A 14,898-nucleotide genomic window follows, 5' to 3' on the forward strand; every position below is an offset into this window, starting at 1 on the left:
GTTTTCGAGGAAGCGTTTCCGCGATGCTGTCACGCAGTGTCCGATGGTCGTTCATCGGTTGGCCGGTAATCGCGGTGATGAATGGCCCCTACTCCGCTCTGTGCATCGAAGAGAACGGACTGCTCCGCGGTTCATCGATGATCGGGCGCGAGAGTACATCGGGTCGTTCGACACCGAGTGCGTCGTACATCTGTCCGAGGTGCATACGAAACAGCTCGTCGAAAAGCCCTCTGTCTTCGGCATAGTGATCGTCGCCAAACCACCAGAACCAGTCGCTTCCCTCGGCTTGCAGTAATGCGGTCCGTGCCTGTGGATAATTTGCGGACGCTCGGTCCGCTGCCGCGAGTACCTCTCTCGCGGCGGCGAGATATTCCCACGCGGTATTCTTTTCCGGGTGTCCGATCCAGATCTTGAAGTTGCCGCCGATCCACGAACCGGCAACGATATGCTCGATGGGCCGGATGTTCGCTTTTCCGATGTTCTCGACCGCTTCCGACATCGTGACGGGCTCGATGTCCGGATCGTCCACCAACGCACGGTACAACCCTGATACGAAGTCGAATCCGTTGCGCTCGTAATGCTCCCAACAATTCTCTCCGTCGAGGATGACGCTGACACAGGCCGTGCGAAGCACGTCTTCACCATATTCGCGCAGTATCTCCTGGCGGACCTGCCGGATGTGATTGACAAAATCGTTTACCGCATCCGTTACGTGCCACGTGTGATAATCAAAGCCCACTTTGTCCGAAAGCCAATGATCGCGGAAGAAAACGACGATGCTGCCGTGCGCCGACCTCACCATGCGCGGGAAATAGTGTTCGAATCTGCCGTATGGTCGATCGTACTCGCCAAGGGAATGATCGAGAACGGTCTCGTCGCTTGCGGCCCAGACAATCCCTTCGTCTGCCATGAGCGCGAGCGCCGCATCCGAGATGCTTCCTTCCGCAGGCCACATACCTCGCGCAACGAGACCGAACTGATGTTCATGAAATGCGATGGAGCGCGTGACGTGTTCGCGTGCATCCTCCGGCCACGAACATCGCACGTCGGGAAGCCGAAGACCGGGCATCGCCTCATGCGCGGAGTTGGTATCGCAGATTAGAGGAAGGATCGGATGGTAGTACGGAGTCGTCGAGAGTTCGATATTCGCACCTGCCGCAAGCCGCATGTGCGCGACATCGAACGTCTGCAGGATTTTCGTGTGCGCATCGAGTAGCGCTGTTTTATCCGCTTCGGTATAATCGCGATCTTTCGCAATAAGCGAAGCGAATGGTTCGCCGCCACGCGCGTACTCGCCGGTCCAGGCCAGATGGAAATGCACGATGAGGTCGCGCAGATCTTGAGTCGTGAACGTCGTACGCTCCCGAAGCTCCGTGTACCGTGCCGAGCGCATGATCATGCGTTGATAATTTGCATGAAAGCATTGCCGCATCACAAGCGCACGCTCGTCGTCGGTTAACCGATCGGTCGGTGCACGGCTGGCAGTAAGGAGCGGGTCGGTTGCCCCGTGAGCATATTCTTCTACCTGTGCGACGAGCGACGGGACGAGGTTGATCGTGGCATGCATCGCGGGGACTCTGGCCAGATGCTCGGCCATCTCGAGGTAGTCTTTCGTGGCATGCAACCGCACCCACGGCAGGCGCACAATCCCGTCGGAGCGGTAGTACGGCTGATGCTGATGCCAGAGGATCGCGAGTTTGATTGGTACACTCATAGTGATCGTTCCCCAATAGAACAGTACAGCCGCCGAGAATCGCTTCATCGGCGGCTGCACTCGTTATGAGAGAAAACTCGCTCTCGCTTACGTGCTGCTTTTGCTGAAGCGGATGATATGCAGCTTCTCGAATTTGTTCTCCGTCTTCGAGAGCAATCGCGAGATGTTCGTTCGGTGGCGGTAGATCAAGAATAGCGCAATGCCGATCGCTCCGATGATGAGCGTGTGATAGCCGTAGATATCGACCCCGAACACATTCTGGCGCACGAACATCGTCGTCGGGAACATCACTGCCGCCGTGATCGACCCGAGCGATACGTAGCCCGACGCGAAGAGCACGAGCAGGAAGATACCGACCGCGACTGCCGTCTCGACCGGCGCAATCGTCACGAGCATGCCGAGCGTCGTGTTGATACTCTTTCCACCCTTCCAGCCGGCGAAGCATGTATAGCTATGTCCGAGCACCGCCGCCGCACCTGCGAAAAAGCGGAACACGGTAATGTCCTGGAACGGCGTGTGATTATGGAACGGCAGCCCGTTGAAAATGTAGGTGGCGATGAGAACGGCGGCTACACCCTTTGCAATATCGAGTACCTGGATGAGAACCCCAAGTTTCCAGCCCAGAACCCGGAAGGCGTTCGTCGAGCCCATATTCCCGGATCCCTTGGTTCGTAAATCGAACCCGCGGAAGCGTTTACTGACAATAACACCAAAGGGGATCGCGCCGAGAAAATACCCAACGCTAATTACCAGAAGAATACTGATCATTCTATATAAATCCCTGAACTAGTAGTTGCGACTCAATAAAACACCTGTCGCGACAAGAATGTTCTGCCCGAAATGTGTCGGCAGAAGCCCCGTTTGAACGCATTATTCAGCCGTCATTCTGAGCGAAGCGAAGAATCCCTTGATGAAACCCTGTGAGGCTCCGCCGAAGGGATTCTTCGCTTCGCTCAGAATGACGGTAGAGTGATAATTGCTATGGCTCGGGAGCATCACCGACGCAGCAGCAACGCAACCCGTTCGAGATCGTCAGGATAGGTCACCTTCATCATCCGCTCATTGCCAAGGACCAGCTTCACGGCAACTCCTGCGCGTTCCAGCAGTTCGGCTTCGTCGGTCCCTTCGTATCCGCGAATTCGCGCTTCATCCATTGCCTTCAGAAGAAGCGCGCGTCGGGCTCCCTGCGGAGTCTGCGCGCGCCACAACGACGCTCGCGAGATTGTCGCTGCCGAAAATCCGTCAGCCTCTCGCTTCAGTGTATCGACGACCGGTATCGCCGCAAGTGCAGCGCCATGACGGTCGATCGCCTCTATGATTGCGCTGATTACCGCAGCGTCGATCCCGGGACGAGCGGCATCGTGGACTAGCACCAACTCACTCGCTGCGCCGATGGATAATTGTGCAAGGCCGTTCGAAACGGATGCCTGGCGCGTCTCGCCGCCAAGGACCATCTCGATGCGTCCGTCACCGAATACAGTTGCAACCTCATCTGCAATCTGCGACCGCACATCCTTGCTTACGACGAGGACGATGCGCCGCACCAGTTCGTGCGAAGCGAACACATCCAGCGAGTGACGATAGAGCGGCTTCCCGAGCAATTGCAATAGCTGCTTCGGAGCCCCGAAGCGCGTGCCTGAGCCTGCGGCGACGATGATGACGTCGGTGGTATGCATGTGAGTCGAATGCAACAGGAGACGCTCGGGGTTCGCTCCCATGCAATTGAAGTGTCTGAGCGATTACAGCAGTTCTGTTAGTTGGAGGTCGAACGAAGGGGCAACAACTTGATGCGAGCGCGATATTCGTCAATGGTAAGCAATGCCCCACTTGTGAGTGCCTCCGCATGTGCTTGTAACGAACGAATCACCGTCGCTCCCAGATGCTCAACGGACACATCCTGTGTTCGTACGTGTACCACACTGGGTCCGATCGCTCCGGTTAGCGCAAGAATGGTACCGAAATCAAGGTCGTGGGTAAAGACAATGTGCTGGTGTTCACGAGCCCATGTAAAGATCAATTGATCCGGCGCATCGAGAGGACCGATCGCTCTCCAATGAATGGCTGATATGCCTGCTGCCTGCAGCGTCTCGACCCACGAAGGCGAGAGGTTCACGTCATTGACGACCTGCATATTCAGGCATCGGCCAACGGCGTTTCGATTTCTTCCGAACGCCACGCCGCATACGCGAGCGCTTGTCGGATGTCAGCTACTTCGAGATAATCGTACACCTTCAGGATATCCGTTTCCGATTTGCCCGAAGCAAGCAATCCGACGATTGTCCCGACCGTAATGCGCATACCACGGATACATGGTTTGCCTCCCATCACTGCCGGATCAAGAGTGATTCTGGATAATTCTCGCATACTAATACATAACAGCATGCCGCGAGTGCTGTTCCCACGCGGTGCGGACCGTTGAGTTTGCACCGCGCAGGTATTACAGCGAGAACATCGTGCGCATGAGCATCTTCGGCGAACGGATCTTGCCGGCAACGACGATAGCAACCAAACCGATCAGCACCTCGGCGCCACCGCTGCCGACGAGCACCGGTCCCGAACCGAGCGACTTCGCGATCGGGATACCGATAATCACTGACAGCATCAGTGCCGGACCGCGCTGTGCGCTATAGAGCGAGAACACGCGGCCGCGATGTTCATCGTCCGTATTCTCCGTAATAGCTGTTGTGATGCCGACATAGAATGCCGAACCGATGATGCCGAAAAGTCCGAACATACACACCATCGGCACCAGCCCATGCAGCGACGTGAATGTCATCAGGACCCCACCATCGAGCAACGCGATTACGGCGATATTTACCTTCCCGCGTCGTTTCGAAATATCGAATGGATGTCTCTCCTTTGGCAATTGCGACATCAAGAGCCCCCCCACGATGCCGCCGATTCCCATCGACGAAATCAGCCAGCTGAGTTCGCGCGTCCCGCCCCCGAACGCTTCGCGGATGTACACGAAGATCAACGGAAATTGCATGCCGACGGCAAGATGAAAACTTCCCATCAAGATGAACAAGAACATCAGCGTCGGATTACCGCGCACAGCTCGTAATCCGCCCGAGATCTCGTCGACGAAGCGATGCGAGTCGCGCTGAGTCGTTGTTACTCGTTCGAGATCGATCACGAGCGCCGCCGAGAACAGGAAGCTCGCCGCATTGATGAGGAACGCGATGCGAAACCCCATCGTCCCGATGAGCAAGCCGCCGATCGCCGGACCGAGAATCATCACGAGCGACAGCAGGCTTTGGCGAAATCCGTTTGCCTGCACGATCTGGCCGTCGGGGATGTAGTGCGGTTCGAGCGCCGAACGCGACGGATCGAAGAGCTGCGTAAACGCGGCTGCACAAAACCCGCAGACGAAGTACAGCCACAACTCGTTCGCCATCGCTGCGAGGATAAAGATCACTGCGCGTGCGAGATCGGCAACGAGCAGCATTCTGCGCTTATCGTAGCGATCGATGATGATCTGCACCAAAGGCAGTGCAATCAAGCCCGCGAACATCTCCGCGACGGAAATACCGCCGATCGCATAAACATCTTCGCTGCCGGCAGAGACGGCGGCAAGAAATGCCAGATAGCCGAGTTGATCCCCGAGCCCGGAGACGAACGAAGCCACCAGCAACCGCCGGAACGACCGATGAGCCGTTACGCGCCTGACGTTCGAGACGTAGTTCGATATGTTTGTGACGACAGAATTCACGGGTATAGATATCCCGATCCTGCAACCAGGTTGTAACAATAACGTGCTGGCGTATGAGCGCGTACAAGCGAAGTGAATGTGTATCCTTCCGTAGGATGCTTCGAACCGCAATCAATGGCACGATTAACCGTTTTGCAGGAGGGTTAAGTGTATTAACTGCGAAGCGGAGGATTTGTTACAGGCCGTGGAGAGAAAAATCGGCTTCTTAGAAACTCCGAATGATCGGCATGTAGGACCATTTCACCCTTGCACGGATGAAGCGTCCGTGCCATTGTTCATACCGTAACGCATCATCTCACATCAGCACGTGCCCGACATTACTGGCCCATTCCGCCGCCAGCAGCACCGCCGGGATTTGGGTTGGATTTGATCTTTGCGATCTCGGCCAGAACTTCGTCGATATTCTTGACCATCTCGGTTTCGCCTTTCTTTTCGGCGGCGGCGCGAGCGCGGTTGAAATAGCCTTCGGATTTTTCGATGGCTGTCTTCTTATCCGGGAAGGCTTGCACCGATAGGAGGCCGGCGTTGAAGAGTCCCTTTACATGTTCGGGATCGATCTTCAGCGCCTTTTCGATCTCGTCGATGGCACGACGATAATCCTGGGTCGTCTGTGTCAGCACGTACGCATAATCGATAATAGCATCCGGATCTTTCGGGTCGCCTTTCAAATATGCTTCATACTCCGTCTGCGCTTTTTGCCAGTCGTTCGCCTCGTAGAGTGCGTTTGCATATTCTTTGTGAAATTCAGGATTTGCCGGATCGCTGGCAACGACCTTCGCAAGTGAATCCACATAGGGTTGTAGTTTCATGCGCTTTGCGAAGAGCGCAGCAGAATCGGCAGCCGCTTGCTTGCGTGCTTCGGCATGCGGGTCCTCGGCATATTTCTCCGGCGTTTTCGAGATGAAATACACGATCACACCGAGGGCGATCGTGATCATCACAATGCCGAAGAGCATCGGCGGCGGAATCTGGGGTTTTACCGGCGGGGCGCTCTTAAGCCGTTCCAGGAGAATATCTTCGGTACGAATTGGCTCGTTCGCATCCGAAGAGGACGCAGACTGACTGTCGGCAGCAAGTGGCTGATCGTTGGCTTCCAAGGAGATGCGAAATCGTATGTTATGAAGAGGCTGCTGTTCGCTTTGCCTTCATTCGGTCGTTGATCATTGCACGAAGTTCACGCGAGGGTTTGAAGGTGGGGACCCAATGAACATCGAGCGGCACCTGAGCGCCGGTACGCGGGTTACGCGCCATTCGGGGTTTGCGTTCTTTCACTTTGAACGTTCCAAATCCACGAATCTCAAAGTGTTCACCCTCCGCGAGCATTTCGGAAATGGTTTTGAAAAAGCCGTCAACCAATATCTCGGTCTCCAGCTTCGTCACGCCCGTCGCTTTCGCTACGCGATCGACTATATCCGCTTTCGTCATAACCGCAGTGTGGGTTGGTGAAGTCTATAAGTTTAACACAGATGCGCGGAAAAAGCGTTCGCCTTGTTTTCGCTCGCTCCTCCCTGCGAAATACTCCGGTGTGTATGCACGCATTCGCAGCGTATAACACGCAAGAGGCCACGGCCTCTCTGGGGAGCGAAGCCGTGGCCAATTGCGGTGGGGAAAGAAATTTGTTCGCGGTAGTTAGTTCTTCGTCGGTGGTTTCGCCCCCGCCCCGTCTGACGGAGCTTCCATCCGACTCGGCATCCCGAGGTCTGACATAAACTTACCCATATCCATATATCCCCAATGCTCCGTTATTGTTCCGTTCCTGATACGCACCCAGTCTTTCCCCATTCTGTGTCTCGATGGTCGTGGAATCGACTCCTGCCGTGGGGTTGCTGCGGGTGTAGCGCATGAACTAACGAGCGATGAATGTCGTGCAACTCTCAATTGATAGGATATCTGTTTTTATCGTGCATGATCGATGATCGATGTGATAGAAATCCTCAATATCTATCCCGATCGTTCTGTGTGTGGTCTCTAACTTCAAATATACAACGTACGAGCGATGCTTGTGGAAAAATTCTTCCCTACTTTCCGAGGATATTTTCTGAATACGAATTGTTTTCTGGGTCTAAGCAATACATCCTGCGATGGCATCACTTGACTTTCAGATCTACCCTTTGACGAGCGGCTTTCACGGCGACTCCCGACCGACGCCAAAATCCGATCTCGTGAAGGAATACGGGTACGACACATTCGTACCGTTCACGAACTCGGCATCGAACAGCGACGAAGAGATCACCTCGATCGCACGCGAGATCCGACGCGACATCATTCGCTCGCTTGTCGAAGCCAAGAGCGGACACTCGGGCGGACCGCTCGGCTCGTCGGATATTTTCGCGACGCTCTACTTCGGCGGCGTGATGAATCACGATCCGAAGAATCCATGGGCGGCGAATCGCGACCGGTTCATCCTTTCGGCCGGCCACATGTGCCCGGTGCTCTATGCGACGCTCGCCAACGCAGGATATTTCCCGAAAGCCGAACTGCTGACACTGCGCAAGCTCAACAGCCGCTTGCAAGGTCACCCGGGTCGCGATATGGGGCTGCCGGGCATCGAGAGCTCGACCGGTTCGCTCGGTCAGGGTCTAGGTATCGCCGTCGGCATGGCACTGGCCGATAAGCTCGTAACGAAGAATTCGAACCGCGTCTATGCGCTTACCGGCGACGGCGAGTTGCAAGAAGGCGAGATCTGGGAAGCAGCCATGGCCGCTGCTCATTATAAGCTCGATAACCTCTGCGTTGTCGTCGATCGCAATCATTGCCAGATCGACGGTCGTACTGATGAGGTGATGGAGATCGATCCGGTCGCCGATAAGTGGACCGCCTTCGGCTTCCATACGATCCACGTGAACGGACACAACATCGGCGAACTTCGCCAGGCATTTGCCGAAGCGAAGTCGACGAAAGGCAAGCCGACGTGCATCGTCGCCGAAACGTACATGGGGCACCCGATCAGCTTCATGAACGACGACTTCCGCTGGCACGGAAAACCACCGAAGCCGGAAGAAGCCGTGAAGGCATTGGAAGAATTGCTCTAAGCGAGAAGGAGTGTAGTAATAATGGAAACCGCAACAAAGACCAAGACCATGACTGACGTCGCAAGCACGAACAGCCAGAACAAGCATCCCTTCACGCTGCAGGGCAAAAAAGCAACGCGTTTCGGCTTCGGCGAAGGCCTTGTGACACTCGGCGAACGATACGATAACGTCGTCGTCCTCGGCGGAGACATCACCGGCTCGGTGATGACCTCCTACTTCAAAGACAAATTTCCGGAGCGATTCTTCTCGATGGGCATCATGGAAGCGACGGCAACACTCGTCGCAACCGGCCTCGCGCTCAGCGGCAAGATCCCGTTCTTTGCAAGCTACGGTGCCTTCGCTGCGCTGCGCAATACCGATATGCTTCGCATCAGCGTCGCCTACAACGATGCCAACGTGAAGATCGGCGGCGGCCATGCCGGCATCTCCGTCGGACCCGATGGCGCGACCCACCAGGTGCTCGAGGAAATGTCGATCCTTCGCGCGCTGCCGAATATGACGCTCGTCGTCCCGTGCGATTTCCTCGAAGCGAAGAAAGCCACCGTCGCCATCGGCGAACACTACGGCCCCTGCTACATCCGCTTTGGCCGCACCGACACCCCGCTCTTCACCAGCGACGACACACCGTTCGTTCTCGGCAAGGCGCAGGTCTTCCGCGAGGGCGGTGACGTTGCGATCGCCGCCTGCGGACCGATGGTCTGGGAAGCGCTCGTCGCAGCCGACGAATTGCAGAAGCAGGGTATCGACGCCCGCGTGATCAATGTCTCGACCATTAAGCCGCTCGATAACGAAACGATCTTGAAGGCAGCGAAAGAATGCGGTGCTATCGTCACGGCGGAAGAGCACCAAATCACGGCCGGCCTCGGCGGCGCGATCGCAGAGCTGCTTGTCAAAGAGCACCCGACCCCAATGGAATTCGTCGGCGTCAAAGACAGCTTCGGCGGCTCCGGCGACCCCGACGAGCTCATGAAGCTCTTCGGCCTCACGAGCGCCGACATCGTCGAAGCGGCGAAAAAAGTAATCGCCCGCAAGAAGTAATCCTCGAATTATTCGAAGTATTCAGTAGCGCCGACTGTAGTCGGCGTTATTGTTTTTGGGGCAAAACTACTGTTTGCTACCATGCGCCGGCTCAGTGGCTGATCCAGTGTGCCCAGCCTGGCTACGAACCAACCACCCCCCTTCGCGCGTTACAAACGGCTCGAATTATCGTACCCGAACGAGTCATTCATCACTGTTTTTTCGAAGTACTTACCAGTTGACCATGGTCACTTTACGTAATTCATTTCAGCAGGCCACATCATGCGTTGTTGCGGCCTTCCTGTTCCTCGGTCTTGCCGGAGGCGTTTCCGCACAAAAGAAGCACGCCTCCGCAACGGGTGCATCGCCTGTCCTTATCAAGACCAATAAAGAGAATGTCACCCTCGATGAATTCGAGAAGGCATATAAGCGGATGAACGATAAGGATCCGTATGCCAGCAGCCTCGACTCGTTAAAGGATTTTCTGGTGATCTACGGCGATTACCGCCTGAAGCTCATGGATGCCAAAGCACAAGGGCTCGACAAAGACGAGAAGATTATCAAAGAGATGGACGGCTATCGCAAACTCCTCGCGGGTCCGTTCGTACTCGATAAGTTACTGACCGAACCTGCCATCGAAAAAATGTACGAGCGTCGGCGCTATGAGGTAAACGCCGCACACTTCCTCGCGCAGGTCCATAACTGGAACAACCCGAAGGATACACTTCAGGCCTATACCCGCGCGATGACGGCATTGCAACGCTTACGCGGCGGCGAACCGCTGGCGATGATCGTCATGAGCGACCGTCAGCGCAAGTGGGCCGAATCTCCGGCAAAGGCACGCCGCGAAGAAATGCAGCAAGCCGGCAAGAATGCACCGGCCGATTCGAATGCATGGCAAGGTTCGGACGACCGCAACTCGATCAATCTCGGCGGTTCGCTTGGCTGGTTCACCGGCGGCATGACCATTCGTCCGTTCGAAGATGCCGTCTACTCGCTACAGCCCGGCGAGTACGTGCAGTATCCGGTTCGCACCAAGTTCGGCTACCATGTTGTCTATCTGATCGATAAACGGCTTCGCCTCGGCGGCATCAAGGTGCACCATATCCTTGTAAGCATGCCGCGTAATGTCAAAGACGAGGATACACTCAAGTACTATCAGAAGGCCGACAGCCTCCTGCATGCGATCAAAGCCGGCGCAAAGTTCGAGACGGTGGCAGTCGAATCGAGTGACGATAAAGGTTCGAGCGGTAACGGTGGCGACCTCGGCGCGATCGACCACGAGCAGAAACGTACCGAACCCGCTTTCGACGATGCAGCATACATGCTCAAAGATGGCGAAATGTCCGGTATCATCCGCACGAGCAAAGGCTATCACATCATTCGCCGAGACGGCATCATCCCGGCAAAGTCGTTTGCCGAAGAAAAAGATTTCCTCAAGAAGCTCTACAAGCAGTACTATTTCAACGAGGACCGCGACAAGCTTCTGGCGGCAACGAGCAAGCAGTTGAACCTCCACGTCGATTCGTCGTCGATCAATATCTTCATGTCACGCGTCGATTCGAGCCGTACGTCGGTCGATAGCAACTGGGCTGCAAAGATCACACCCGGCGAATTGCATCTGCCGATCTACACGATGGGCGGCGCATCATGGTACATCTCTTCGCTCGTCGATTCGCTGAATTCGCAGAAGGGATATCCGCTGGCACGGAATCAGATCAACGACTTCGTGACGCGTCAGATCGACGAAGACGTGATGAATTACCTTTCGAAGGATGTCGAAACCAAGTACCCCGAGTTCGACCAGATCATGGCCGACTATAAGAATGGTATCATGCTCTTTGAACTCGAGAACCGCAAGGTCTGGGGCGCGATCAAGCCGGACAGCCTCGCCGAACTGAAGTTCTACAACGAACACAAGACGCGCTTCATGTGGCCCGAGCGCATCGACGTGTCGGAGATTTACGTGCTGAGCGATACGCTTGCAAAATCGCTCTATAAGCGCATTCGCGACAATGGCGAGAACTTCGATTCGCTTGCCGCGAAATACACCGAACGTCCGGGCTATAAAGAGAAGGCCGGCCATTGGGGGCTGCTCATCAAAGACGAAAACGAGCTGTCGCGCAAGTCATTCTCGTTGGCAGTGGACGATGTCTGCCAGCCGTTCTCGAATCAGGCGGGATATTCCATCGTGAAGATGAACCGCCGCGTCCCGCTGACGCAGAAGTCCTTCCAAGAAGCACGCCAGGAAGTGGCAAGCCAGTATCAGGACGAGATGTCGAACGAACTTCGTCTGAAGTGGGTCGAAGAACTCCGGACGAAGTACAAGCGCGATATCAATAACGCCGCACTCGAAGCAGCCGTCAAAGCACATTCCGCCGCTAACGCGCAGACCAATTGAGACGTACACTCCTACTCCTTGCCGCGCTTGCCGCCCTACCAATTGCGGTTCGGTCGCAACCCGGCGCGCTGCATGACGGCGATGATATCGACGGCGTCGCCGCAGTCGTCGGTAAATATCCGATTCTGCGCAGTTCGATCGACGCACAGGTGCAGCTTGCGCTCATGAGCTCGGGGCAGCATTCGGCGTCGGCCGATACGATCGCCTCACTTCGCAAGCAGATCCTTCAGAGCGAGATCGACCAGAAAGCGATGCTCGTCAAAGCCGAGGCCGATACGCTCATCAACGTAACCGAGAGCGAAGTGGACGATCAGATCAACGATCGCATCAAGCAGTATCAGCGGCAGTTCGGTTCGCAGCAGGAGATGGAAAAGGCATTTGGGAAAAGCGCCGAAGAAATTCGCCGATCCGCTGACCTTCGCGAAAAAGCCCGACAGCAGCTCTTTGTCGATAAGCTTCGCCAGGAGAAATTTTCGAAGCCGCCCGTCATCTCCCGTCACGATGTGCAGGAATTCTATGCGTATTATAAGGATAGTCTTCCGTCGGTCGGCGAACAAGTCGAGCTTGCCACCATCGTAAAGCTCATCAAGCCGAAAGCCGGCGAACAGGACCGCCTGCGTGCTTTGGCCAAAAAGCTCGTCGATTCTCTGCGTGCCGGGGCGTCGTTCGAAGAGTTCGCACGTCGGTACTCGCAGCATCCGACCGCCTCGGCCGGCGGCGACCTCGGCGGACCGTATCCGCGAGGCACATTCATCCCCGATTTTGAAGCGGCTGCGTTCAAACTGAAGGTCGGCGAAGTCTCCGACCCGGTCGAGACCGATCAGGGGATTCATATCATCAAGCTGCTCGAACGTCGCGGAGAGGATATCCGCGTCGCGCAAATCCTGATGAAAGCAACCGCCTCGACTGCCGATGAAGACTCCGTCCGCCGGCTCGTCAGCGATCTTCGCGATAGCATCCTCAACGGCGCCGATTTTGCTCGCATTGCCAAAGAATATTCCGACGATCAGGAAACAAAGGAAACAGGCGGCTACCTCGGCAAAATCAATCTTGCGGACCTCGGCCCCGAACAGCGCGGTGTGCTCGATTCGATGAATGCCGGCGACATCTCGCGCCCGATGAAGATCAGTTTTTCCAAGACAATCACCGGATATCAGATCGTCAAGCTGTTCCGTCGAATCCCATCGCATAAACCGACCGTTGACGGAGACTACCGCGAACTCGAGTATGCGGCGACCCAGTGGAAGCAGATGAAGATGTACCAGCAATTCGTCGCCGACGCCCGAAAGGACGTCTATATCGAGATTCGCAAGTAACCACACCGGGCTCCGACGATCTGCAATCAGTCCCGAACGTCGGCCCCGCAACAATCCGCGATCTCGAACTGGATATATTTGTTTTTGAAGGTGCTGGCCGCAATGGTTCAATTCGCCCACTATGCTGTCATCGTGGAGAGTTGTGCATAACCGCCCCACTGCACGGCCCAAAGTACAGAAATCTGAGCCTCCGAGCATTTTCTGACTATTCGTACAGAAAATGACACAATAAAGTGAAACCTTGTCCGTCCTTTTGCATAAGAGGGTACCAACATATGCAAAAAAACGCCGAACATACATTTACCAGATACCAAGCTTTTGTCGTCGCGATTCTTGCGATCCTGCAATTCACGGTGATTCTTGACTTCATGGTGCTCTCGCCTCTCGGCGTGATCCTCATGAAGACACTCTCGATCTCGCCGTCGAAGTTCAGCGTCGTCGTCTCGGGCTATGCGTTTAGCGCAGGCGCCTCGGGTCTGCTCGCCGCGGGCTTCGCCGACAAGTTCGACCGGAAGAAGCTCCTGATGTTCTTTTACGTCGGCTTCCTGCTCGGCACGGTGCTCTGCGCCCTGGCGACGGATTTCAGCTTCCTGCTCGTCGCCCGTATCATCACGGGTATTTTCGGCGGCGTGATCGGTTCGATCAGCTTTGCGATCATCACCGATCTGTTTGCGATGCAGGTTCGCGGCCGTGTGATGGGCTACGTCCAAATGTCGTTCTCTGCAGCGCAGGTTCTCGGGATTCCCGCCGGCCTTCTGCTCGCAAATAACTTCGGCTGGCATTGGTGTTTTTGGATGATCGCTGTGTTCGGTTCGATCGTCGGCATTGTGATGCTCTTTTACATGAAGCCGATCAACGAGCATTTGAAATTGCATCAGGACCGCAACCCGATCCATCACTTGATGGCAACGATTTCAAAGCCGCGCTACCTCTACGGATTTCTGACGATGTCGTTCCTTGCATCGGGGGGCTTTATGCTAATGCCGTTCGGCAGCGCGTTCGGTACCCATAATATGGGCATTTCGATCGACGCGCTTCCGATGCTCTATCTGATTACGGGGGTGTTCTCGATCCTGATCGGACCGCTTTCCGGCAAACTCAGCGACAAACTCGGCAAGTATAAAATGTTCATCGTCGGCTCCGTCGCATCGATGATCATGGTCGTCGTGTACACGAACCTCGGGATTACCCCGTTCTGGCTCGCGGCGGTCTTCAACGTGCTGCTCTTTGCAGGCATTACCTTCCGTATGATCCCTGCTTCGGCGCTCATGACCGCGATTCCTGCGCCGGAAGATCGCGGTGCATTTATGAGCGTGAACTCCGCCATCATGCAGATCTCCGGCGGCGGCGCATCGGTGCTCGCGGGGCTGATCGTCACCGAATCGAAAACCGGCATGATCGGTAACTACGATACGCTTGGGTATGTCGTTGTCGGCACGATGGTGGTGATGATCGCAATGATGTACTTCATCAACCGGTCGCTCGAGGGCGGCCCTACACCGCCGTCGAGCAAAGAACCGAAGGAAGAATTCGCCCCGGCAGAATTGGCGCCTGAGATGATGTGACGCTCGTCACGAAGTGTAGGGTTCTATTACCGTTATCATTCTAATGTCATTCTGAGCAAAGCGAAGAATCCCTTCGGCGGAGCCTCACTGCGTTTCATCGAGCGATTCTTCGCTTCCGCTCAGAATGACACTTTCTAACTC

The 14,898-nt window shown here is 55.6% G+C and carries 13 protein-coding genes; 5 read left to right on the forward strand and 8 right to left on the reverse strand.

Annotated features, from left to right (window positions below; genetic code table 11):
• Positions 1 to 88: 88 nt before the first annotated feature.
• From JSS75_09095 to JSS75_09130, 8 genes are all read right to left on the reverse strand, one after another.
• On the reverse strand, positions 89 to 1,714 hold the full coding sequence (locus tag JSS75_09095; protein MBS1903846.1) for a glycoside hydrolase: 1,626 nt from the start codon (positions 1,712 to 1,714) through the stop codon (positions 89 to 91).
• Between the two features lie 87 nt (positions 1,715 to 1,801).
• Positions 1,802 to 2,482 (reverse strand): glycerol-3-phosphate 1-O-acyltransferase PlsY, encoded by a 681-nt coding sequence (gene plsY, locus JSS75_09100; protein MBS1903847.1) that lies wholly within the window; start codon positions 2,480 to 2,482, stop codon positions 1,802 to 1,804.
• A gap of 227 nt (positions 2,483 to 2,709) precedes the next feature.
• Positions 2,710 to 3,390 carry a 2-C-methyl-D-erythritol 4-phosphate cytidylyltransferase gene (gene ispD, locus JSS75_09105; GenBank protein ID MBS1903848.1) on the reverse strand — a complete coding sequence of 227 codons (681 nt, stop codon included), beginning with the start codon at positions 3,388 to 3,390 and terminating at the stop codon, positions 2,710 to 2,712.
• Positions 3,391 to 3,467: 77 nt separating this feature from the next.
• Complete coding sequence (locus JSS75_09110) at positions 3,468 to 3,845, reverse strand: DUF5615 family PIN-like protein (GenBank protein MBS1903849.1); 378 nt, start codon at positions 3,843 to 3,845, stop codon at positions 3,468 to 3,470.
• A gap of 2 nt (positions 3,846 to 3,847) precedes the next feature.
• Positions 3,848 to 4,078: a DUF433 domain-containing protein gene (locus tag JSS75_09115; protein ID MBS1903850.1), complete on the reverse strand. Its 231-nt coding sequence runs from the start codon at positions 4,076 to 4,078 to the stop codon at positions 3,848 to 3,850.
• Positions 4,079 to 4,151: 73 nt separating this feature from the next.
• Positions 4,152 to 5,426 carry an MFS transporter gene (locus JSS75_09120; GenBank protein MBS1903851.1) on the reverse strand — a complete coding sequence of 425 codons (1,275 nt, stop codon included), beginning with the start codon at positions 5,424 to 5,426 and terminating at the stop codon, positions 4,152 to 4,154.
• Between the two features lie 317 nt (positions 5,427 to 5,743).
• The gene (locus JSS75_09125) at positions 5,744 to 6,523 is read right to left on the reverse strand and encodes a tetratricopeptide repeat protein (protein ID MBS1903852.1); all 780 of its coding nucleotides are present in this window, start codon (positions 6,521 to 6,523) and stop codon (positions 5,744 to 5,746) included.
• A 19-nt stretch (positions 6,524 to 6,542) separates the two neighbouring features.
• Positions 6,543 to 6,851: an integration host factor subunit beta gene (locus JSS75_09130; protein ID MBS1903853.1), complete on the reverse strand. Its 309-nt coding sequence runs from the start codon at positions 6,849 to 6,851 to the stop codon at positions 6,543 to 6,545.
• Between the two features lie 656 nt (positions 6,852 to 7,507).
• On the opposite strand from JSS75_09130, the gene JSS75_09135 reads away from it, so the two are divergent.
• From JSS75_09135 to JSS75_09155, 5 genes are all read left to right on the forward strand, one after another.
• A complete protein-coding gene (locus JSS75_09135) occupies positions 7,508 to 8,458 on the forward strand; it encodes a transketolase (protein ID MBS1903854.1) in 951 nt (316 codons plus the stop codon).
• A gap of 48 nt (positions 8,459 to 8,506) precedes the next feature.
• The gene (locus tag JSS75_09140; GenBank protein ID MBS1903855.1) at positions 8,507 to 9,496 is read left to right on the forward strand and encodes a transketolase family protein; all 990 of its coding nucleotides are present in this window, start codon (positions 8,507 to 8,509) and stop codon (positions 9,494 to 9,496) included.
• A gap of 223 nt (positions 9,497 to 9,719) precedes the next feature.
• The gene (locus JSS75_09145) at positions 9,720 to 11,876 is read left to right on the forward strand and encodes a peptidylprolyl isomerase (GenBank protein ID MBS1903856.1); all 2,157 of its coding nucleotides are present in this window, start codon (positions 9,720 to 9,722) and stop codon (positions 11,874 to 11,876) included.
• A complete protein-coding gene (locus JSS75_09150; GenBank protein ID MBS1903857.1) occupies positions 11,873 to 13,192 on the forward strand; it encodes a peptidylprolyl isomerase in 1,320 nt (439 codons plus the stop codon). Before JSS75_09145 ends, JSS75_09150 begins: the two co-directional genes overlap by 4 nt.
• Before the next feature lie 275 nt (positions 13,193 to 13,467).
• Positions 13,468 to 14,757 carry an MFS transporter gene (locus JSS75_09155; GenBank protein MBS1903858.1) on the forward strand — a complete coding sequence of 430 codons (1,290 nt, stop codon included), beginning with the start codon at positions 13,468 to 13,470 and terminating at the stop codon, positions 14,755 to 14,757.
• Positions 14,758 to 14,898: the final 141 nt, after the last annotated feature.

This window comes from Bacteroidota bacterium, assembly GCA_018266755.1.
In the GTDB taxonomy this organism is placed as follows: Bacteria; Bacteroidota; Ignavibacteria; order Palsa-1295; family Palsa-1295; genus JAFDZW01.

Coding starts and splice junctions, on each gene's coding strand:
- JSS75_09095 (MBS1903846.1), bottom strand. CDS start 1,714: ATGAGTGTACCAATCAAACTCGCGATCCTCTGGCATCAGCATCAGCCG.
- JSS75_09140 (MBS1903855.1), top strand. CDS start 8,507: ATGACTGACGTCGCAAGCACGAACAGCCAGAACAAGCATCCCTTCACG.
- JSS75_09135 (MBS1903854.1), top strand. CDS start 7,508: ATGGCATCACTTGACTTTCAGATCTACCCTTTGACGAGCGGCTTTCAC.
- plsY (MBS1903847.1), bottom strand. CDS start 2,482: ATGATCAGTATTCTTCTGGTAATTAGCGTTGGGTATTTTCTCGGCGCG.
- JSS75_09145 (MBS1903856.1), top strand. CDS start 9,720: ATGGTCACTTTACGTAATTCATTTCAGCAGGCCACATCATGCGTTGTT.
- JSS75_09110 (MBS1903849.1), bottom strand. CDS start 3,845: ATGCAGGTCGTCAATGACGTGAACCTCTCGCCTTCGTGGGTCGAGACG.
- JSS75_09115 (MBS1903850.1), bottom strand. CDS start 4,078: ATGCGAGAATTATCCAGAATCACTCTTGATCCGGCAGTGATGGGAGGC.
- JSS75_09130 (MBS1903853.1), bottom strand. CDS start 6,851: ATGACGAAAGCGGATATAGTCGATCGCGTAGCGAAAGCGACGGGCGTG.
- JSS75_09155 (MBS1903858.1), top strand. CDS start 13,468: ATGCAAAAAAACGCCGAACATACATTTACCAGATACCAAGCTTTTGTC.
- ispD (MBS1903848.1), bottom strand. CDS start 3,390: ATGCATACCACCGACGTCATCATCGTCGCCGCAGGCTCAGGCACGCGC.